The 17,976-nt window shown below is 62.0% G+C and carries 18 protein-coding genes and 1 pseudogene; 9 read left to right on the forward strand and 10 right to left on the reverse strand.

Features of this window, described 5'->3' with window-relative positions:
• Nucleotides 1–4 precede the first annotated feature (4 nt).
• The 3 genes from AC1RZR_RS19070 to AC1RZR_RS19080 are packed head-to-tail and all read left to right on the forward strand — an operon-like array spanning nucleotide 5 to nucleotide 2,858.
• Complete coding sequence (locus tag AC1RZR_RS19070; protein WP_481825592.1) at nucleotides 5–913, forward strand: heme/hemin ABC transporter substrate-binding protein; 909 nt, start codon at nucleotides 5–7, stop codon at nucleotides 911–913.
• Nucleotides 914–925: 12 nt separating this feature from the next.
• Nucleotides 926–2,029 carry a FecCD family ABC transporter permease gene (locus tag AC1RZR_RS19075; RefSeq protein ID WP_481825593.1) on the forward strand — a complete coding sequence of 368 codons (1,104 nt, stop codon included), beginning with the start codon at nucleotides 926–928 and terminating at the stop codon, nucleotides 2,027–2,029.
• A gap of 37 nt (nucleotides 2,030–2,066) precedes the next feature.
• The gene (locus tag AC1RZR_RS19080; protein ID WP_481825594.1) at nucleotides 2,067–2,858 is read left to right on the forward strand and encodes a heme ABC transporter ATP-binding protein; all 792 of its coding nucleotides are present in this window, start codon (nucleotides 2,067–2,069) and stop codon (nucleotides 2,856–2,858) included.
• Nucleotides 2,859–3,013: 155 nt separating this feature from the next.
• Here AC1RZR_RS19080 and rirA read toward each other — a convergent pair whose 3' ends face one another.
• Entirely contained in the window at nucleotides 3,014–3,478 is a 465-nt protein-coding gene (rirA, locus tag AC1RZR_RS19085) for an iron-responsive transcriptional regulator RirA (protein WP_258594224.1), read from the reverse strand.
• Nucleotides 3,479–3,749: 271 nt separating this feature from the next.
• On the opposite strand from rirA, the pseudogene AC1RZR_RS19090 reads away from it, so the two are divergent.
• The 3 genes and pseudogenes from AC1RZR_RS19090 (at nucleotide 3,750) to AC1RZR_RS19100 (ending at nucleotide 6,274) form a co-directional block, all read left to right on the forward strand.
• Nucleotides 3,750–5,046 (forward strand): annotated as a pseudogene (locus AC1RZR_RS19090) (DUF445 domain-containing protein).
• Nucleotides 5,047–5,152: 106 nt separating this feature from the next.
• A complete protein-coding gene (locus tag AC1RZR_RS19095; RefSeq protein ID WP_477271921.1) occupies nucleotides 5,153–5,581 on the forward strand; it encodes a phasin family protein in 429 nt (142 codons plus the stop codon).
• A 195-nt stretch (nucleotides 5,582–5,776) separates the two neighbouring features.
• Nucleotides 5,777–6,274: a MaoC family dehydratase gene (locus AC1RZR_RS19100; RefSeq protein ID WP_477271919.1), complete on the forward strand. Its 498-nt coding sequence runs from the start codon at nucleotides 5,777–5,779 to the stop codon at nucleotides 6,272–6,274.
• 200 nt (nucleotides 6,275–6,474) lie between these two features.
• On the opposite strand, the gene AC1RZR_RS19105 is transcribed toward AC1RZR_RS19100, so the two are convergent.
• A complete protein-coding gene (locus AC1RZR_RS19105) occupies nucleotides 6,475–7,932 on the reverse strand; it encodes an MFS transporter (protein WP_481825595.1) in 1,458 nt (485 codons plus the stop codon).
• Nucleotides 7,933–8,062: 130 nt separating this feature from the next.
• On the opposite strand from AC1RZR_RS19105, the gene AC1RZR_RS19110 reads away from it, so the two are divergent.
• Nucleotides 8,063–8,953, forward strand: coding sequence for a LysR family transcriptional regulator (locus AC1RZR_RS19110; RefSeq protein WP_481825596.1), 891 nt, complete (start codon nucleotides 8,063–8,065; stop codon nucleotides 8,951–8,953).
• Nucleotides 8,954–8,970: 17 nt separating this feature from the next.
• Here the strand turns inward: AC1RZR_RS19110 and AC1RZR_RS19115 are convergent, their stop codons facing one another.
• A complete protein-coding gene (locus tag AC1RZR_RS19115; RefSeq protein ID WP_481825597.1) occupies nucleotides 8,971–10,374 on the reverse strand; it encodes an aminotransferase-like domain-containing protein in 1,404 nt (467 codons plus the stop codon).
• A 106-nt stretch (nucleotides 10,375–10,480) separates the two neighbouring features.
• On the opposite strand from AC1RZR_RS19115, the gene AC1RZR_RS19120 reads away from it, so the two are divergent.
• Nucleotides 10,481–11,344 (forward strand): DMT family transporter, encoded by an 864-nt coding sequence (locus AC1RZR_RS19120; protein WP_481825598.1) that lies wholly within the window; start codon nucleotides 10,481–10,483, stop codon nucleotides 11,342–11,344.
• Nucleotides 11,345–11,368: 24 nt separating this feature from the next.
• On the opposite strand, the gene AC1RZR_RS19125 is transcribed toward AC1RZR_RS19120, so the two are convergent.
• The 3 genes from AC1RZR_RS19125 to AC1RZR_RS19135 form a co-directional block, all read right to left on the reverse strand.
• Nucleotides 11,369–12,409 (reverse strand): zinc-dependent alcohol dehydrogenase family protein, encoded by a 1,041-nt coding sequence (locus AC1RZR_RS19125; protein WP_481825599.1) that lies wholly within the window; start codon nucleotides 12,407–12,409, stop codon nucleotides 11,369–11,371.
• A gap of 134 nt (nucleotides 12,410–12,543) precedes the next feature.
• Entirely contained in the window at nucleotides 12,544–13,194 is a 651-nt protein-coding gene (maiA, locus tag AC1RZR_RS19130) for a maleylacetoacetate isomerase (RefSeq protein ID WP_481825600.1), read from the reverse strand.
• 4 nt (nucleotides 13,195–13,198) lie between these two features.
• On the reverse strand, nucleotides 13,199–13,894 hold the full coding sequence (locus AC1RZR_RS19135; protein WP_481825601.1) for a fumarylacetoacetate hydrolase family protein: 696 nt from the start codon (nucleotides 13,892–13,894) through the stop codon (nucleotides 13,199–13,201).
• Nucleotides 13,895–14,162: 268 nt separating this feature from the next.
• Here AC1RZR_RS19135 and AC1RZR_RS19140 point away from each other — a divergent pair, with 268 nt between their 5' ends.
• The gene (locus tag AC1RZR_RS19140) at nucleotides 14,163–14,846 is read left to right on the forward strand and encodes a response regulator (RefSeq protein ID WP_481825602.1); all 684 of its coding nucleotides are present in this window, start codon (nucleotides 14,163–14,165) and stop codon (nucleotides 14,844–14,846) included.
• 290 nt (nucleotides 14,847–15,136) lie between these two features.
• Here the strand turns inward: AC1RZR_RS19140 and AC1RZR_RS19145 are convergent, their stop codons facing one another.
• From AC1RZR_RS19145 to AC1RZR_RS19160, 4 genes are all read right to left on the reverse strand, one after another.
• The gene (locus AC1RZR_RS19145; RefSeq protein ID WP_481825603.1) at nucleotides 15,137–15,766 is read right to left on the reverse strand and encodes a hypothetical protein; all 630 of its coding nucleotides are present in this window, start codon (nucleotides 15,764–15,766) and stop codon (nucleotides 15,137–15,139) included.
• A 252-nt stretch (nucleotides 15,767–16,018) separates the two neighbouring features.
• The gene (locus AC1RZR_RS19150; protein WP_481825604.1) at nucleotides 16,019–16,921 is read right to left on the reverse strand and encodes an RHS repeat-associated core domain-containing protein; all 903 of its coding nucleotides are present in this window, start codon (nucleotides 16,919–16,921) and stop codon (nucleotides 16,019–16,021) included.
• A 37-nt stretch (nucleotides 16,922–16,958) separates the two neighbouring features.
• Complete coding sequence (locus tag AC1RZR_RS19155; RefSeq protein WP_481825605.1) at nucleotides 16,959–17,348, reverse strand: hypothetical protein; 390 nt, start codon at nucleotides 17,346–17,348, stop codon at nucleotides 16,959–16,961.
• A gap of 240 nt (nucleotides 17,349–17,588) precedes the next feature.
• The gene (locus AC1RZR_RS19160) at nucleotides 17,589–17,942 is read right to left on the reverse strand and encodes a hypothetical protein (RefSeq protein WP_481825606.1); all 354 of its coding nucleotides are present in this window, start codon (nucleotides 17,940–17,942) and stop codon (nucleotides 17,589–17,591) included.
• Nucleotides 17,943–17,976 lie beyond the last annotated feature (34 nt).

The raw sequence follows: 17,976 nt of genomic DNA on the forward strand, positions 1-17,976 counted from the left end.
AGAAATGGTTTCCTTTTCCAGACTGGCGCCCGTCCTCCGGTTGGCGCTCGGGCCGGCGATCGGTCTTTCCCTGGCTTTCGCCCAACTGCAACCTGGCAACGCCACCGAGGGTGCGACGGTCTTTGCCGATCCCTCGAAGATAGCGGCCATTGGTGGCTCGATCACCGAGATCGTCTATGCGCTCGGCGAGGAGAAGCACCTGGTGGCTCGCGATTCCACCAGCCGGTTCCCGAACGCAGCACTTGAGCTGCCTGATGTCGGCTACATGCGCCAGCTGTCGCCGGAAGGTGTCCTCTCGGTCAATCCGACCGGCATCCTGGCTCTGCACGGCAGCGGTCCCAAGGAAGCCGTCGATGTGCTGAAGAAGACGCGCATTCCGTTCATCGAAGTGCCGGAACACTATAGCCACGAAGGCATCCTGGAGAAGGTCCGCACCGTCGGCAAGGCGCTCGGCGTCGATGCCAAGGCCGAGGTGCTGGCCAGGGAGCTTGATGCCAAGCTCACGGCCGCCGAACAGCAGACAGCCTCGATCAACCAGCGCAAGCGCATCCTGTTCGTGCTGTCGATACAGGGCGGCAAGATCCTGGCCGCCGGCAACGAGACCGCCGCTGACGGCATGGTCAAGCTGGCCGGCGGGGTCAATGCCGTCGAGGGCTTTTCCGGTTACAAGCAGATGTCCGACGAGGCGATCATCACCGCCAGGCCGGACGTGATCCTGATGATGAGCAATGCCGGGCCTCCGGTATCGGACGACGAACTGTTCTCCAATCCGTCGATCGCCTCGGCGCCGGCGGGTGCCGCGCGCAAGCTGATCCGCATTGACGGTGCCTATCTGCTCGGCTTCGGGCCGCGCACGGCCGACGCCATCCACGACCTCGCCGTCTCGCTCTATGGCGGGCAGGTCACGGATTGAGCGGGGCGGATCATGGTCGATCAATCGATCGCCGGCCCGGTCGAAGTGATGGCGGGTGCATCCGAAGGCGACCGCTCCGGCCGCGCCCGCATCGTCATCCTTCTGTTGTGCCTGGGGCTCGTCATCGCCGTATTGCTGTCGCTCACGTCAGGAGCATCGGACGCATCGGCCGTCAACGTCATCAGCGACTGGCTGTTCGGTACCGTGCCTGATAACGCCGCGCTGAGCGCCCGCGACAGCCTGATCGTCTACGACATTCGCCTGCCGCGCGTCATCCTTGGCATGCTGGTCGGGGCTGCTCTTGCCGTCTCCGGAGCGGTCATGCAGGGGCTGTTCCGTAATCCGCTCGCCGACCCTGGCCTGATCGGCGTTTCGGCCGGATCCAGCCTCGGTGCGGTTGCCGTCATCGTGCTCGGCGCCACGGTGCTGGCGCCGGTGACGGCCATGCTCGGCACGCTTGCGCTGCCGCTGGCGGCATTCTGTGGCGGGCTCGCCACGACATTGGTGCTCTATCAGGTTGCGACGCGACGGGGACAAACCTCGGTCGGCACCATGCTGCTCGCCGGCATCGCACTGGCGGCGCTCGCCATGGCGCTGACCGGCATCCTCATCTTCATGGCCGACGACCGCCAGTTGCGCGACCTGACCTTCTGGCAACTCGGATCGCTCGGCGGCGCGACCTGGTCGAAGATCGCTTCCGTTGGGCCGATCATCGTGCTGGCGCTGGCGGCGATGCCGTTTTTGGCCCGCGGCCTCAACGCGCTGGCACTGGGCGAGGCGACCGCAGGTCATCTCGGCATCCCGGTGCAGCGGCTGAAATACACGGCCATCGTCGGCGTGTCGGCCGCTGTCGGCGCCTCCGTCGCCGTCAGCGGTGGCATCGGCTTCGTCGGCATCGTCGTGCCGCATCTGCTGCGCCTGCTGATCGGTCCCGACAATCGCTATCTGCTGCCGGCGTCGGCGCTACTTGGCGCGTCGCTGCTGCTGTTGGCTGACGCCGTCGCGCGCACAATCGTGGCGCCAGCCGAATTGCCGATCGGCATCGTCACCGCGATCGCCGGTGCGCCGTTCTTCCTATGGATCCTGCTGCGCAAGCGCGGCGTCATTGATTTGTAGGATTCGGGGATGAGATTTGTGGATTTGTGAGGCTTGGATGATCGAGGCAAGGGATGTTTCGGTTGACATCGCCGGCAAGCGTATCGTTGCCGGTGTCGATTTCGCTGCGCGGCCCGGCGAGATCGCCGCCATCGTTGGCCCCAATGGTTCCGGCAAAACGACCTTCCTCAAGGCACTGTCCGGCGAACTCGCCTATACCGGATATGTCGCCCTCAACGGCCGCGATCTCTCGGCCATGAAACCGGTCGAGATTGCTACCCAGCGAGCGGTGCTGCCGCAAGCGACGACGCTTTCGTTTCCATTCACGGTGCGAGAGGTGGTCAAGCTCGGGCTTGTCGGCGGCCGCTCGGGCGTCCTGCCGGGCGAGGATGCGCGGCTGCCGGAACGGGCGCTGGCCCGCGTCGATCTCGACGGCTTTGCCGGACGTTTCTACCAGGAGCTTTCAGGCGGCGAGCAACAGCGTGTCCAACTCGCGCGCGTGCTGTGCCAGGTCTGGGCGCCGGTGCTCGACAGCAAGCCGCGCTATCTGTTCCTCGATGAGCCGGTTTCCAGCCTCGACATCAAGCACCAGCTGATCATCATGAACATCGCCCGCGACTTCGCCAGACGTGGCGGGGGCGTGGTCGCCATCCTGCACGACCTCAATCTCACGGCCATGTTTGCCGACCGGATTTTCGTCATGCATCGCGGCAGGCTCGCCGCCACCGGGTCGCCACAGGATGTGCTGAGCGACGATCTGATCGACAAAGTGTTCGACTGCCGGCTCAGGGTCGGCGTGCTGCCGGCCGGCAACGTGCCGTTCGTGCTGCCGCAATCGTCGGTCAGTTGATATTCAGGTGAGGCCGGCCTGCGAATGGCGGTTTCCTGTGCTTCCGGTACTCACGTACCCAAACGTACGCTCCGTTCCGGTTCTCGGACCCCACCATTCTCAACTCGGCCTGACCTGAATTTCAACTGACCGAGCCAGACGCGGGGTGGCCGGAATCAGGCAGCGGGTGCGCGGCGCTCCACCAGCATGTCGATGCCGAGCAGGTTGCGCACATTCGGCCGCGCTGCCACGAGGTCAGCGATCGTGTAGCGGGCGAGCACGGCGAAGAACGCGTTCAGCGCCTCACGCAACGCCGAGTTCAGTGCGCAGCTGTCGACCAGCGGGCATTCGGCGGCATCGTTCTCGAAGCATTCGGCCATGGCGAAGCTCTCTTCCGTCACGCGCACGACATCGAACAGGCTGATGGCTTCGGCCGTCCGGCCAAGTTTGACGCCGCCATTCCTGCCACGCACGGTCTGGACAAGACCATGCTCGACCAGCGGCTGCAGGATCTTGAACAGGAAAAGTTCCGACACCGAATAGGCGGCCGCGATCTCGGGGATGCGGCTCAATCGGTCGTCATTCGCCGCGCAATACATCAGGATGCGCATGGCATAGTTGGTTTGGCGCGTAAGCCGCATTTTGTCCTCACAAGGCACTGGTGCGGTGCAACCACGCCAGATTTCAAAACTTGCCGATGCGGCTTTGAAAATTTCGGATTCGCCACATTAGCCTGAGCGGAATATGGCCTATACCTTGGAACAATTCCAGACTGGCGTGGCACAATAGATGAATATCCTCCTCAACTTTGTGTGCGCAGCCGGACCAGACGCGGAGCGAATTCGGCTGTCACGGGCATTTCGCCTGATGAAACACTAAATAGGCCCGAGATCGACGAGGAGCGGCTCTTCCATGTCCCAATCGGCTCCTTCCCTGGCGCCTGTCCGTTTCGATGCCGACGCGGACGCCAAGCTTTCCGCGTTGCGGCGTACCAAACTCGTGGCAGCGGCGGCGCTGGCGCTTTGCGTGCTGGTGTTTGCGGTCGCCAAATCGTTCGAGCACGCCTATCCATGGCTCGGCTTCGTCGCTGCCTTTGCCGAGGCCGCGACCATCGGCGGTCTGGCCGACTGGTACGCGGTGGTGGCGCTGTTCCGACGGCCGCTGGGGCTGCCGATCCCGCATACCGCCATCATTCCCGAGAACCAGAGCCGCATTGCCGACAATCTCGGCCGCTTCATCGAGGTGAACTTCCTCGCTCCGGAACCGGTGCGTGAAAAGCTTGCCGAGGTCGATTTTTCGGCGCTCGTCGCCGACTGGCTGGCCGATGCCGAACGCGCCGCCGGCCTGTCGCGCTTCGTCGTGCGTCTGGTGCCGCAGACGCTCGCCGCCGTCGAGCAATCCGGCCTGCGTGGCTTCGTCACCAGCCGCATGCTCGAGCAAATCGAAAAGGTGCCGCTGGCGCCGCTGGCCGCCGAGCTGTTGTCGGCGCTCACCGACGATCGCCGCCACCAGAAACTGTTCGACGAATTCACCAAGGTGATCGGCCGATTCCTCAACGACGAGCAGGCGCTGGCGACAATGCGCGAGAAGATCCGCGAGGAGCTGCCATCGCTGTTCAACCTGTTCCGCGCCGACGCCTATCTTTTGAAGAAGATCGTCGCTTCCGCCGGCTCGCTGCTCGACGAAGTGCGGGCCGATCCCGACCACCCGATGCGCGCCGAATTCGACCGTTTCGCTCTGGGCTTCATCGAAAAGCTCAGGACCTCGAAGCAATATGCCAAACGGGCCGAGAAGCTGAAGCGCGATTTCCTGGCCCGGCCGGAAGTCAGGGGACTGGCCGGCGACATGTGGGCGAGCCTCAGCCAGTTCATCGAGCAGGATACCAAGGCGCCCGAGTTCGATCATCCGTGCGCATCTCGCCAACATGTTCGTCGAGGTCGGCCGGCATCTTGCCAGCGACGCACAGATCAGGGCCGACATGAACCAGGGCTTCGTGGTGGCGCTGGCTTCGTTCGTGGAGAGCCAGAAGAGCGGCGTGTCGAAATTCATCGCCGACCAGGTCAAGCGCTGGGATCTCGCGCAGCTGACGAGGCTGATCGAGATGAACATCGGCAGGGACCTGCAATACATCCGCTTCAACGGCATGATCATTGGCGGGCTTGCCGGTGTCGTGCTCTATGTCGCCGAGCGGCTGTTCCTCGTCGGCTGAAGCGCGAGCCTGGGTCGATTCCACTGCGTTCGAATGGACAGCCAGCACTTCGGTGCTATGCTCCGTCAGGGAGCCCAATCGGCGGCGACAAGGGGAGAAGACGATCATGGCCAAGCAACCGGAATCCGATTCCTTCATGGACATGTTCGGCAAGTTTGGCCGCGACTTGAAGGTGCCCAACGTCGATGTCGAGGCGATCCTCGCGCATCATCGCAAGAACCTCGAGGCACTGGAAAAATCAGCCCGAACCGGTGCTGCCGGAGCGTCGTCGCTGTTGTCCAGGCAGCGCGAGATGCTGCAGGACACGCTGCGCGAGATCACCGAGATGGCGCAAAGCTACAGAGCGCCGGGCAATCCGCAGGAATTGATGGCCAAACAGACCGAATTCGCCCGCAAATCCTTCGAGGCTGCGTTGAAGAATGCCGGCGAAGTGGCTGAACTGGCCAAGAAATCCGGCACCGAATCGGTCGACATCCTGCGCACGCGCATCAAGGAGGCGATGGAGGAAATCCGCGCCGGCTACGACAAGAAGTAGCGTTCTCCGGCCAAGGCGGCGTTTGTTGCCGCCGGCAGCCCCTGAAAAGCCAGGAAATCCGGATTTGCCCTGCCACTGCGCCGGGCGGAGTGGCACGATCGCGGCCGAAATTGGCGGAACGGATTTGCACCGAGCGAATTGACAGGGGCTGCCAGTTCGTGGTCCGGAGGCGTTGGAAGCGATCGGGAAACCAGAATGAACGAAATACGGCCTAAGACGCCGCCGACCTACGCGCAATTGAGGACGATGGCCGGGCAGGAGCTTGGCGTGTCGGAGTGGACGACGGTCGACCAGAATCGCATCGACCAGTTCGCCGAATGTACAGGCGACCATCAATGGATTCATGTCGATCCCGAGAGGGCGCGACGCCAAAGCCCGTTCCGCACGACGATCGCGCATGGCTACCTGACGCTGTCGATCATCGGCGCGCTGGCGCTCGGCATGGGCATCGTGCCGGAGAATACCCAGGCCGCATTCAACTATGGCTTCGACAAGGTGCGTTTCCTGGCGCCGGTCAAGGTCGGCGCGCGCATCAGGCTGCGCTCTACTCTTCTTTCGATGGAGGACAGGGGGCCCGGCCAGTATCTGATGAAGGCGGCCAATACCGTCGAGATCGAAGGCGAGGAAAAGCCGGCGCTCACGGCTGAAACGCTGGTCATGCTCTATGAGCGCCGCAAACGGGCAGGGGCCTGAGAGCCTGTTTGGAAATTCCACTCTGGCGGCCATCTGATGGCGGTTTCTGCGCTTCCGTTGCTCACGGACCGAATGTCCGCTGCGCTACGGTTCTCGAAACCACCATCATATGACTCGCCAGAGCGAATTTGGAAACAACCTCTGAGCAGCGTCCAACTGGACATCACGCTTCGATTGCCTGCAGCCAATCAGGTCGTGCGTTACGAAACTCTGGACTCCGCGCGGCCAGCGGCGCGGGCCGCGAGCAGCGCAAGAAACAGCGCGACCAGCGCCAGCGCCGTTGCCGTCTGAAAGGTGACCTGCATTCCGCGGGCGGCGGCCTCTGAACTCAGGATGTCCTGGCCAATGCCTTGCCGTTCCCCGGCCGATGCGACGGCGAAGATAGCACCCATCAGCGATGCGCCGGTGATGAGGCCGAGATTGCGCGAAAGGTTGAGCAGGCCTGAGACGACGCCGCGCTCGCCAGCGCCGACGCCGGTCATGACAGCTGCGTTGTTGGACGTCTGGAACAGCGCGTAGCCGATGCAGGTGACGGTGATCGGAACGACATAGCTGGCAATGCCGAGTCCCGTCATGGCGAGCGACAGCAGGAACGTGCCGGTGGCGAGGCTGGCCAAGCCGGCGACCATCATCCTGTGGGCTCCGAAGCGATCGGTCAGGCGTCCGGCCAGCAGCGCCGACAGGGTCGAGACGAGCGGGCCGGTCGACAGCACGAGGCCGACCGTTGCGGCATCGAGCCCGAGCCCGCGCGACAGATAGAACGGGGCAACCACCAGGGTCGCCATCATCACGGTGGCGACGATGAGGCTCATGGCCAGGCTGGCGGTCAGCTGGAGATCGCGGAAGCTGGCAAGCTGGATCAGGGGGGTTTTCACGTTCGCCTGCGCAGCGGCGAACAGAACGGCGCCGATGCCGGCCGCTATCAGCAGGGCGATGTTGAGCGCGCTGAAATTGCCTCTGCCAAGTGTCATGGCCAGCGCATAGGCGGCCAGCGTCAGGGCCAGCAGGGCGGTGCCCACGGCGTCGAACTTGCCTCGATCAGTCCGCGCCTTGCTGTCGGCCGGCAAGGAACGCCAGGCGAGAGCGAAGGTCAGCACACCCAGCGGGACATTGATGAGGAAGATCGCCTGCCAGCCGAAGCCCGCGATCAAGAACCCGCCCAGCGACGGACCAAGTGTCGTGCCGATCGCGGACATGGCGCCGAGCAGGCCCATGGCGCTGCCGGTTTTAGCCTTGCTTACCGTCTCGGCCACAAAAGCCAGCGTCAGCGCCATCATTAGCGCCGCGCCAAGCCCCTGCACGGCCCGCGCGGCGATCAGCAGCCAGAGTGTCGGCGCCAGGCCGCAGAGCACCGATGCCAGCGTGAACAACGCGATGCCGCCAAGCAGCAACGGCCGGCGCCCGAACATGTCGGCCAGCCGTCCGGCGCTGACGATCAGTGTGGTGATGGCGAGGAGATAGGCGAGAACGACCCATTGCACCGACTGGAACGAAGCGCCGAAATTCTGCATCAGCGACGGCAGGCCGACGCTGGCAATGCTGGTTCCCAGCGACGACAGCAGCGTGGCAAGCGACAGGCTTGCCAGCGCCCAGCGGGCGGATTGGATCTGTGGCGGCGCCGATACGCGCTCGTCCCGATTTTGCTCAGCGATTGCCAAGGCGATCTCCTTCCATCGGCTCCAGATGCGGAGCTGTCGGAGATCTAGTCTGTCGGGTGATATGGCGGAAGGCGCAGCATTTGCATGTTATTCATGCGCCAAACGCCATATCCCATGCTATGGTCCGCCGATGGCATCACCCGATCTCAACTTGCTCGTCGCTCTCGACATCCTGCTGTCGGAAGGCAGCGTGGCGCGCGCCGCCAATCGTCTTGGTCTCAGCCCCTCGGCGATGAGCCGGACGCTGGCGCGGCTGCGCGCGGCGACTGGCGATCCGCTGCTGGTTCGCGCCGGTCGCGGCCTGGTTCCGACACCGCGTGCGCAGGAGTTGCAGCAGCAGGCTGGTCGCGTCGTTCAGGATGCGGAGGCACTGCTGCGCCCAGCCAAGCTCCTCAACCTCTCGGGCCTCGCCAGGACGTTCACGCTGCGCACCAATGAAAGCTTCGTCGAGGAGTTCGCGCCGCGCCTTGTCGCCCGCATCGAAGCGGAGGCGCCTTGCGTGCGGCTGCGTTTCGCGCCGAAGTTCGACAAGGATGTCACGTCGCTGCGCGAGGCGGCGATTGACCTGGAAATCGGCGTCGCCGGTGAAACCGGACCAGAGATGCGCATCCAGGCGCTGTTTCGCGACCGCTTCATCGGTGCCGTTCGAACTGGCCATCCCTTGAGCGAGGGCGTCGTGACGCCCGAGCGCTACGCGGCCGGCCGCCACATCAGTGTTTCGCGGCGGGGCCGCGAGAAAGGGCCGATCGATGAAGCCCTGGAGCGGCTTGGACTCCAGCGGACAGTCGTGTGCATGGTTTCCGGCTTTTCGGCCACGCTTGCCATGGCGCGCGCGTCCGACCTGATCGCCAGCGTGCCCGAGCGGCACACGGAAGGCGCGCGCGCCGGCATGCACAGCTTTCCACTACCGGTTGCCACTGTGGAGGTCACCATCTCCATGCTTTGGCACCCGCGTCTCGATGCCGATCCGGCACAGCGCTGGTTGCGCGACTGCGTGCGGGAGGTCTGTGCGGCCCGCTGACCGACAACCGTGCGCAATCAATTCGCCATCGCCGCCTCAAGCACCTTGAAAATCCGCTCGTCGGCGCATTGGGCAACGTTGAAGCGCAGGAAGCGGCTGGCTGTCTGGGACAGGCTGAACGCATTGCCGGGCGCCAGCACGATGTTGTCGGCTAGGGCGCGGCGGGCGACTTCGGCCGCATCGACGCCATCCGGCAGGCCGCACCACAGGAACAGGCCGGCCGGCTGGTCGATCCAGGGCGTGATGCCGATTGCCTTCAGGCGGGCACTCGTCTCGCCCATGGCGCGCGAAAGCCGCGCCCGCAGCAGATCCATATGCTTGCGGTAGCTGCCGTCCTTCAGCAGCGTCAGCACCAGTTCGGCCGCAAGCCGGCCGCCGCCGAAGGTGGTGGCGATCTTGAGGTCGGTCAGGCGCTCGATCCAGTCGCGGGGCGCCGCGATGTAGCCGCAGCGGACCGACGCCGACAGCGTCTTGGAGAAGCTGCCGATCTGGACGACCCGGCTCAGGCCATCGAACGCCGCCAGCCTGGGGGCGGGCGCATGTTCGAAATCGGCAAAGATGTCGTCCTCGACGATGGTCAATTCCGACTGATCGGCGAGCTTGAGCAGGCGGTGCGCGGTGACTGGCGACAGGATCGCGCCGGTCGGATTGTGGATGGCGGAATTGGTGATGTAGAGGCGCGGCCGGTGCTCGGTGAGCGCCTGCGCGAACAGGTCGATATCCGGTCCCGACGGCGTGTAGGGAACGCTGACGACCTTGGCCCTGTGGGCGCGCAGCAAGGCGTGAAAATTGAAATAGCAGGGATCATCGACCAGCACCGTGTCGCCGGGTTCGATCAGGAAGCGGCACAGCAGGTCGATGGCTTGCGTGCCCGATTCCGTCAGCATGATCTGTTCTGGCGAGGCTTCGATGCCGTGCTCCGCCATGCGCCGCGCAAGCAGTTGCCGCAGCGGCGGCAGGCCGAGCGGCGTGCCGTAGTCGGCAAGCGCGACATCGTCGGCACGCGCCACGGTGCGCAATGCCCGGCGCAACCCTGCCTGATGCATCCAGGAGGCCGGCAGCCAGCCGCAGCCGGGTTTCAGGATGTCATCGCCTGTCTCCAGCGACTGGCGCGAGATCCAGAGCGGATCGACGGCGCGGTCGAGCCGGGGGCCAATCTCGGCCAGAGACAGCGGCGCCAGCGATCCGGCGGCATAAAACCCCGAGCCCGGCCGGGACCGGATCGCGCCTTCGGCGGCGAGCCGCTCATAGGCTTCGACCACGGTGGATTTGGACACCTGCATGGACTTGGCGAAGGCGCGGATCGACGGCAGTCGCGCTCCCGGCGTCAGGCTGCGCGCGGCAATTCGCTGGCGGATGGTCGCCATCACGCTCTCGATCAGGGTGAGCGTGTCTTCGGTTTCCAGCGCGACTTCCGTCATCCGTACTGCCTAGTTGACCATTACAGTTTTGTAAAATTGTACTCCATTGTCTCTGGCTGCACCATAGGCGTCGGCCCGATAGAGGGCGAAACAAATGGAGCCTGGAATGGACAAGACCGCGGGCGGCTGGGTGAACGGATTCATCGGCGTGTTGATCTTCAGCGGCTCGCTGCCGGCGACGCGTGTGGCGGTGATGGATTTCGATCCGATCTTTCTGACGACGGCGCGCGCGGCGATTGCCGGACTGCTTGGCCTGGCAATGCTGCTGGTGTTCCGGCAGAAACGTCCGGAGCGCGGGGATCTGCTGTCGCTGGTGATCGTCGCACTTGGCGTGGTGGTCGGCTTCCCCTTGCTGACGGCTCTGGCGCTCAAGCACGTCACCACGGCCCATTCCATCATCTTCGTCGGTCTGCTGCCGCTGGCGACCGCGATCTTCGGCGTGCTGCGCGGTGGCGATCGTCCCCGCCCGGCGTTCTGGCTGTTTTCGTGCGTGGGCAGCGCGCTCGTCGCGGGTTTTGCTCTGATGCAAGGCGTGACCGCCTCGCCGGTCGGCGATGGTCTGATGCTCGCCGCCATCGTCGCCTGCGGCCTGGGCTATGCCGAGGGTGCGGCGCTGTCACGCAAGCTCGGCGGCTGGCAGGTGATCTGCTGGGCGCTGACGCTGTCGCTGCCGATCATGCTGGCGCTGACCTTTGCGACGCAGCCGCCGTCCTTTGCCAGCGTCGGCTCCAACGCCTGGATCGGTCTGGCCTATGTCTCGCTGTTCAGCATGCTGATCGGCTTCGTCTTCTGGTATCGCGGCCTGGCGCAAGGCGGCATCGCGGCCGTCGGTCAGTTGCAGCTGCTGCAGCCGTTCTTCGGCCTCGCGCTAGCGGCGACGCTGCTGCATGAACAGGTCAGTTCGCTGATGGTCGTCGTCACGCTCGGCGTGGTGGCGTGCGTGTTCGGGGCGAAGAAGTTCGCGAGGTAGGGGTTGGCTCTGACTGCCTTGCCTCTAGAACTTCGTCACCACGCCGATGCCGATGCCCTCGAAGCCGCCCATGGCCATCAAGGCGGCCGGCGCCTCGTCGAGGCTGATCTTCTTGCCGACCAGCAGTTCGGGCTTGAGCTTGCCGTTGCGGATCATCTCCATCATCGCCTGGTAGCGATAGGCCTGCATGCCGTGACTGCCGAGGATTTCGAGCTCGAAGGCGATCACCTTGTCCATCGGCACCTGCGGGCGGGCGTGCTCGCCCAGCATCAGGCCGACCTGCACATGGCGGCCGCGCCGGCGCAGATTGGCGATCGAATTGAACGAGGTGGTGGGGTGGCCGAGCGCGTCCATCGACATATGCGCGCCGCCATTGGTGATCTGCTTGACCGCCTTGACCACATTCGGCGTTTTCGACGCGTTGATGGTGGCGACCGCGCCGATCTTCTTGGCGAACTCAAGCTTCTCGTCGGTGAGGTCGATGGCGATGACATTGGCGCCCATGGCGCTGGCAATCATGATCGCCGACAGGCCGACGCCGCCGCAGCCATGCACCGCCACCCATTCGCCCGGCGTCACCCGGCCCTGGTCGACAATGGCGCGAAACGAAGTGACGAAGCGGCAGCCGAGGCTGGCGGCGGTGGCGAATTCCATCTCGTCGGGCAAGCGCACGAGATTGGTGTCGGCGTGTTCGATGGCGACATATTCGGCGAACGAACCCCAGCCGGTGAAGCCAGGCTGCGTCTGATGCTCGCAGACCTGGTGATTGCCCGATGAGCATTCGAAGCAGCGGCCGCAGCCGACGGCGAACGGCACCGTGACGCGTTCGCCGGCCTTCCAGCGGGTCACCTGCTTGCCGGCGGCTACCACGATGCCGGCCAGTTCGTGGCCCGGCACGTGCGGCAGGCGGATGCTGTCGTCATGGCCCATCCAGCCATGCCAGTCGCTGCGGCACAGCCCGGTCGCCTCGACCTTGATGACGACGCCATCGGCAGCCGGTTTCGGATCGGGAACGGTCTGGATCGTCGGCGCTTCGCCGAATTTCTCGAAGACGACGGCTTTCATTTGGCAACTCCACCCTTCAGACGGCCCGCGGGAAACGATAGCCGATTCCCTGTCGGGTCAAGCGGAAATCGATTCCGCCAGACATGGTGGCCGGTCGCGTTAGGCGCTGACGCTACGCGTCGGCAAATGAAATCTTACTCGGCATCGATCTGGTTTTCAGGTGCCGCCTTCTGGAAAGCCGGCAGCGCCATGCAGGCGGCGTTGATGCGCGCGATCGTCGGGTATGGCGTCATATCGACGCCGAAGCGGGCATTGTTGGTGACCTGCGCGGCCAGGCAGATGTCGGCCAGGCCCGGTGTGTTGCCATGGCAGAATTCTCCGGTCTCGGCCGAGGACGCCAGGATCTTTTCAAGCGGCTGAAAGCCTTCGTTCACCCAGTGGCGGAACCAGTTGGTGATGTCCTGGTCGCCGGCGCCGAACAGGGTGCGCAGCGAGGTCAGCACGCGCAGATTGTTCACCGGATGGATGTCGCAGGCGATCATCTGCGCCAGCATCCTGACCCGCGCCCGGCCAAGAGCGTCGTTCGGCAGCAGCGGTGGTTCGGGGCTGGTCTCGTCGAGGAATTCGATGATCGCCAGCGATTGCGTCAGCAGCGTGCCGTCGTTCCAGATCAGCGCCGGCACCAGACCCTGCGGATTGACCGCGAGATAGGCAGGCTCCAGATGCTCGCCATGGCGCAGGTGGTGCGGGACGTAGTCATAGCTCAGCCCCTTCATCTCCAGCGCAATCCGCACCCGGTAGGAGGTGGAGGAGCGATAGTAGTTGTGCAGGACGATGCCGCTCATGCGCTCACTTCGGTTGGCCGATGGTCACTTCGATCGTACCGATGCCGTCGATGCCGCCAGTCATCGTGTCGCCCGGACCGACCGCGCCGACGCCGGCCGGCGTGCCGGTGAAGATCAGGTCGCCGGGTTCCAGCTCCATCGCCTCGCTGCAGATCGACACGATATCGGCGATCGGCCAGATCAGCTCGGCGAGGTCGGCGTCCTGCCTGACCTTGCCGTTGACGGCGAGCCAGATGCGGCCCTTTTGCGGGTGGCCGGATTTCTGAGCGGGGACCAGCGGGCCGCAAGGCGCGGAGCGGTCGAACGCCTTCGACCAGTCCCACGGCCGCGCCATCTTCTTGGCTTCATCCTGCAGATCGCGGCGGGTGAGGTCGATGCCGACGCCGTAGCCCCAGACATGATCAAGCGCCTGTTCGCGACCAATGCGAAAACCCGGTCTGCCGATCGCGGCAACCAGTTCGATTTCGTGGTGCAGATTGGCCGTCAGCGGCGGGTAGGGGATCGCCGAGCCGGAATCGACCACCGCGTCGGCCGGCTTGGTGAAGAAGAAGGGCGGATCGCGCTCGTCATTGCCGAATTCGCGAATATGGGCGGCGTAGTTGCGGCCGACGCAGTAGATGCGGCGCACCGCAAAACGCGCGGGCGAACCTGCAACGGCCACCGAAGAGGTTGCGGGAGAGGGGAGAACGAATTCTGTCATGTGGGTCTCTGCTTGGTTGCCGGAACATTCGACCGATTTGGATGGCCGAGCAATCGAGAAAGCGCCGGCGGCGCTTTCCGACGGAGATGGCGATATACTATTTGGCAATAATCTGGCCATGGTCGCGAGGTTATTCTAAAGCGCGTCGCGTTTGAAACGGATTGAGGCGCCGCGCTTTAGGTCTTTGTCTCATGCATGTCGTTCACCCAAAACCGGGGCCACTTTTTGGGCGACATGCATTAATCGCCCCTGAACCGAAATGAACCCCATGACCGCAATCCACGATCGCGCCCGGTTCCTGATCATCGACGACCACCCGCTGTTTCGCGAGGCGCTGCACAGCGCCGTGCAGATGGCCTATCCGGAAGTCGACACGGTGGAGGCGCGCTCGATCACCGAGGCGCTCGATCTTCTGGCTGGCGCCAAGCCGTTCGATCTGGCGCTGCTCGACCTCAGCATGCCCGACGTGCACGGCTTCGACGGGCTGCTGCAGCTCAGGACCCGCTATCCGCGCCTGCCGGTGGTCATCGTCTCGGGCCATGAGGAGCCGAAGATCATTTCCGAAGCGCTGTCCTATGGCGCCGCCGGCTTCATTCCGAAATCGGCGCGCAAGAGTGATCTCGCCGCCGCCATACGCTCGGTGATGGAGGGCGCGATCTATGTGCCGGAAACCTACGAAGGCCGCACGCCCGACGCCGACAGCATCGACCGCGCCGACATGGTGCAGCGCCTGTCAACGCTGACGCCGCAACAGCTGCGCGTGCTGCAGATGCTGCGCCAGGGCCTGCTCAACAAGCAGATCGCCTATGAGCTGCAGGTGGGAGAGACCACGGTCAAGGCGCACGTCTCCGAAATCCTGCGCAAGCTCAATGTCTACAGCCGCACGCAGGCGGTGATCGAGGTGTCGAAGCTGGACAATGCGGAATTGTTTCGGGATCAGGCTGGGTTTTGAGGCTTTAGCCTTCCCCTTGTGGAGAGGGAAGGCGCGACGATGATTGGGCGACGCGCGCCAAAGGCAACACGGACTCCCCCGCCTCAAGCCGCTTGATCGCCGCCAGCTTAAATGCCGTCGGAAACGTTCTGAACGTCATTCTGTCTGCCATGGGTCATCCTCCAGGATAACCTGTCACAGAAATTGTCGTGTCTCACCTACGGGGTGCAGTCCAGTGCTGTCACCGTAATTCGCGACGATGGCCGGGCGGGGCACACGGTAAAAAGTGCACGGTCGCCGTAGTTCACAATTCAAATATCAACTATTTTCTCCAGTTTTAAATTTCGAATAGTCTTCTCTCTCCAAGAGTCAAGTTGCTCATCTGCTTCAATTTGCCTGTGAATAAGTTTGTCTCTCAGTAGTACCGCTGTCTCTTTTATTTCCAATTCCCAACTTGTGCGGATTTTTATACTTATGATGAGCGCGTCGAGTTCTCGCACGGCTTCGTCAACATTGCCCTCCCGCGCCGCGCAGAAAGCGATCGCTCTCCGGATATGCGGGTTGTCTTGCGACCTTGATTTCAATGTACGGGCAGCATCGCCGGGTGACTTGATGTCATTCAGAAACGGCAACGCTTGCGCAAGCAACGATAGCCTGATTTCTTCGATCAGGTTTGGCATACCATAATACCACCCGGTTACTCCCGGCCGGGGGACGGCACGATCTCCGAATGCAAAGTGCAAAGATTCGGTTGGAACAAAGAGCGGTATGAAGAAATAATTGATATAAAATGAGTTCTTATCGTGAGATGAGCTGTCATATGTGATGGCCAGCAGCAAGTCTTCGACTGGATCCTTATAAACCAATCCATTGTAGATTAAATATCCGGTTAATCCAGGTAATATTTTCTTAAAAATCGAGGTAAAATCTCTTTTATTCATGGTCGTATCTCCTTTACCGGAACCGGTGAGCCGTTCGGTAGAGATGGCATATTATTTTGGATTTGATTCACCCTATTCAAATCTAAGGAAGCATTGCCTGTTTTCAAGTCGTACGCAGCGCCGGGGTTTGCTATGGGACCCTCTACAACATCCACGCGTACCGAGCCAGGGGTTCCGCGTGGAACCGGCAAGCCCGCTTTGTAAGACACTTCAGTAGAAAGTTTGGGATCGGCAAGTGCTTTGACTTCATTTTCAAATGCTGTATGCACCCTGGTACCGTATACGGCGCCTTTGCCTGGCCCTACCTTCTGCGCTGCGCCGGTAGCGGCACTCGACAGGAGTGACTTCTACTGAAACATCCGAAGCTTCGGCAATTGCGCGAGTGAAGAAACCGGCCCTCGCGACGTTCAAAGCGAGCCCCGGCGTAGGAAGCAATCCAAAAACGCCGTCGGCCGTATCTGCTCTTCCTGATCTACTAAGGTTGTATTTCCCCACGGCCTTACGGGCAACTTCTGGCGAAACGCCATTTAGGACGCTGAGATCACCGTCGGCCTGCCGTAGCGCTGACGCCAATTTGTCCGCTTGTCTGTCTTGTTCGCGAGATATCTCCGCCTGTTTGGCAGCTGCCGCTCTGTCTTGAGCCGCCTTGCCGGCTATGCCTGTCGCATGCCCATTCGGATCACTCCTATTAACCGGATCGTTCTGCGCATACGCGTATCTGTTTGTGCCGACGCCTGGCTTGGTCGGATCCCAATCATCCGGCGAAATAAACCGCCCCAGCAGCGGATCCATGTATCTGGCATTGAGATAGAGCAGCCCCGTCTCGGGGTCGAAGCGCTCGCCGATGTAGCTCTTCTGCGTCTGGAAGCCGGTGTTGAGGCGTTCGCCATAGCTGGCGTAGTTGGTCTGCTCGACGATGTTGCCCGTGGCATCGGTGACCATCCGCACCGAGGCCAGGTGATCGCGGTGCAGGAAGTATTTGACGCCGTTGACAACCTTGATATCGGGGTGGGGATAGCGGGTGTAGATTTCCGCGCCCGGCGTTGCCGGATTGATCTCGACAGAGGCGTCGGGATAGAGCGTCGTGGCGTCACGTGGTGCGGCAGACCGGGAACGACGATACGGCAAGGCGGGCCATGCGGTCAGTTTACCCATGCTGACAGGCAGGAAGGGACATAGAAAAAGTGCACTGTCACCGTAATTCCTCCTTCATGAACCAATCAATATCCAATGTGCCTTTTTTCCACTCCGCGATAGTCACATCGGCGCTCGAACTGACAACCCGGGAATTCGCGTCTCTTGCAAGGTTGTTTAGTTCAGCAAGGGCTGCCCTTTCCTCCAATGGAAGCAAGTGCGATGCACTCCAAAGCCTGACGTTCTCTTCGGTATGCTTCAAGTTCTCCAATAGAAACAATCGCCCCCGATCGTTTTGTTTTCTAATCTCCCTTATCGCTCGAATTAGGCGGTCATGCGCCGCATTCGAGCTTTTGCTGTCTCCATTCTCAAGCTGTCCAAGGTGCAGGATGGCAGCCGCAACATATTCTACTTCAGGGTTTTTTGGTGGCATTTTGCGATCCGCCATTTGCATTATTCTCTTGAATTGCGAATTAAGAGGCCGGGGTGATCATGGCAACAGTGCGCTGTCACTGTAATTGCCTGTTACACAAAATCAAACTTTGGTGAAACGCAATCCTGTCAATCCTTTAGAGTCAAATAGCTCCTTGAATTTTTCAGAAACAATTATGTGAAACCTCGTGCCGAAGTTATCTTTCAGTCGAAAGACGTCGAAATCCGTATAAAATCCTTCGCTCACTTTCAAATCTTAAATTTGGCTTATATCTCCGTCGTCAAACGTTTCATAAGACGATCTCAAGAAGTCGAGGCTATATACTTCTTCCATCGGAACATATATCTCTAGGTCGTACTTTTCGGTTCTTGCCGTGTAGAAGGTGTGCCGACCTCGCGAAATAGCCGAGCCAAACAGATCGAATATTTCACGTTTTGCAAACAAGACCCCAAGGTGAGAGGCCGGCACGAAGTCTCCTATAGGAAGTGGCCGCTCGTCGTCAAAGCGAAAGCCCAGTCTCCCTGGGTCGATCGTCCTTGTACCTTCCATCCTTAAGAAGTCTTGTGATCCATAGTCGCTTCCATCATCAACAAGGAGGCGATAATTCATGATATCGTCTTCAACTCGCCAATACATCTTCATC

The organism is Mesorhizobium bavaricum (assembly GCF_056781655.1).

Bases quoted from the DNA above. Each gene is read 5' to 3' on its own strand.
- AC1RZR_RS19115 (WP_481825597.1), bottom strand. From the start codon at position 10,374: ATGACGGAAGTCGCGCTGGAAACCGAAGACACGCTCACCCTGATCGAG.
- AC1RZR_RS19080 (WP_481825594.1), top strand. From the start codon at position 2,067: ATGATCGAGGCAAGGGATGTTTCGGTTGACATCGCCGGCAAGCGTATC.
- AC1RZR_RS19070 (WP_481825592.1), top strand. From the start codon at position 5: ATGGTTTCCTTTTCCAGACTGGCGCCCGTCCTCCGGTTGGCGCTCGGG.
- AC1RZR_RS19145 (WP_481825603.1), bottom strand. From the start codon at position 15,766: ATGAATAAAAGAGATTTTACCTCGATTTTTAAGAAAATATTACCTGGA.
- maiA (WP_481825600.1), bottom strand. From the start codon at position 13,194: ATGAGCGGCATCGTCCTGCACAACTACTATCGCTCCTCCACCTCCTAC.
- AC1RZR_RS19135 (WP_481825601.1), bottom strand. From the start codon at position 13,894: ATGACAGAATTCGTTCTCCCCTCTCCCGCAACCTCTTCGGTGGCCGTT.
- AC1RZR_RS19075 (WP_481825593.1), top strand. From the start codon at position 926: ATGGTCGATCAATCGATCGCCGGCCCGGTCGAAGTGATGGCGGGTGCA.
- AC1RZR_RS19120 (WP_481825598.1), top strand. From the start codon at position 10,481: ATGGACAAGACCGCGGGCGGCTGGGTGAACGGATTCATCGGCGTGTTG.
- AC1RZR_RS19125 (WP_481825599.1), bottom strand. From the start codon at position 12,409: ATGAAAGCCGTCGTCTTCGAGAAATTCGGCGAAGCGCCGACGATCCAG.
- AC1RZR_RS19100 (WP_477271919.1), top strand. From the start codon at position 5,777: ATGAACGAAATACGGCCTAAGACGCCGCCGACCTACGCGCAATTGAGG.
- AC1RZR_RS19140 (WP_481825602.1), top strand. From the start codon at position 14,163: ATGACCGCAATCCACGATCGCGCCCGGTTCCTGATCATCGACGACCAC.
- AC1RZR_RS19150 (WP_481825604.1), bottom strand. From the start codon at position 16,921: ATGGGTAAACTGACCGCATGGCCCGCCTTGCCGTATCGTCGTTCCCGG.
- AC1RZR_RS19095 (WP_477271921.1), top strand. From the start codon at position 5,153: ATGGCCAAGCAACCGGAATCCGATTCCTTCATGGACATGTTCGGCAAG.
- AC1RZR_RS19160 (WP_481825606.1), bottom strand. From the start codon at position 17,942: ATGAATTATCGCCTCCTTGTTGATGATGGAAGCGACTATGGATCACAA.
- AC1RZR_RS19155 (WP_481825605.1), bottom strand. From the start codon at position 17,348: ATGGCGGATCGCAAAATGCCACCAAAAAACCCTGAAGTAGAATATGTT.
- AC1RZR_RS19110 (WP_481825596.1), top strand. From the start codon at position 8,063: ATGGCATCACCCGATCTCAACTTGCTCGTCGCTCTCGACATCCTGCTG.
- rirA (WP_258594224.1), bottom strand. From the start codon at position 3,478: ATGCGGCTTACGCGCCAAACCAACTATGCCATGCGCATCCTGATGTAT.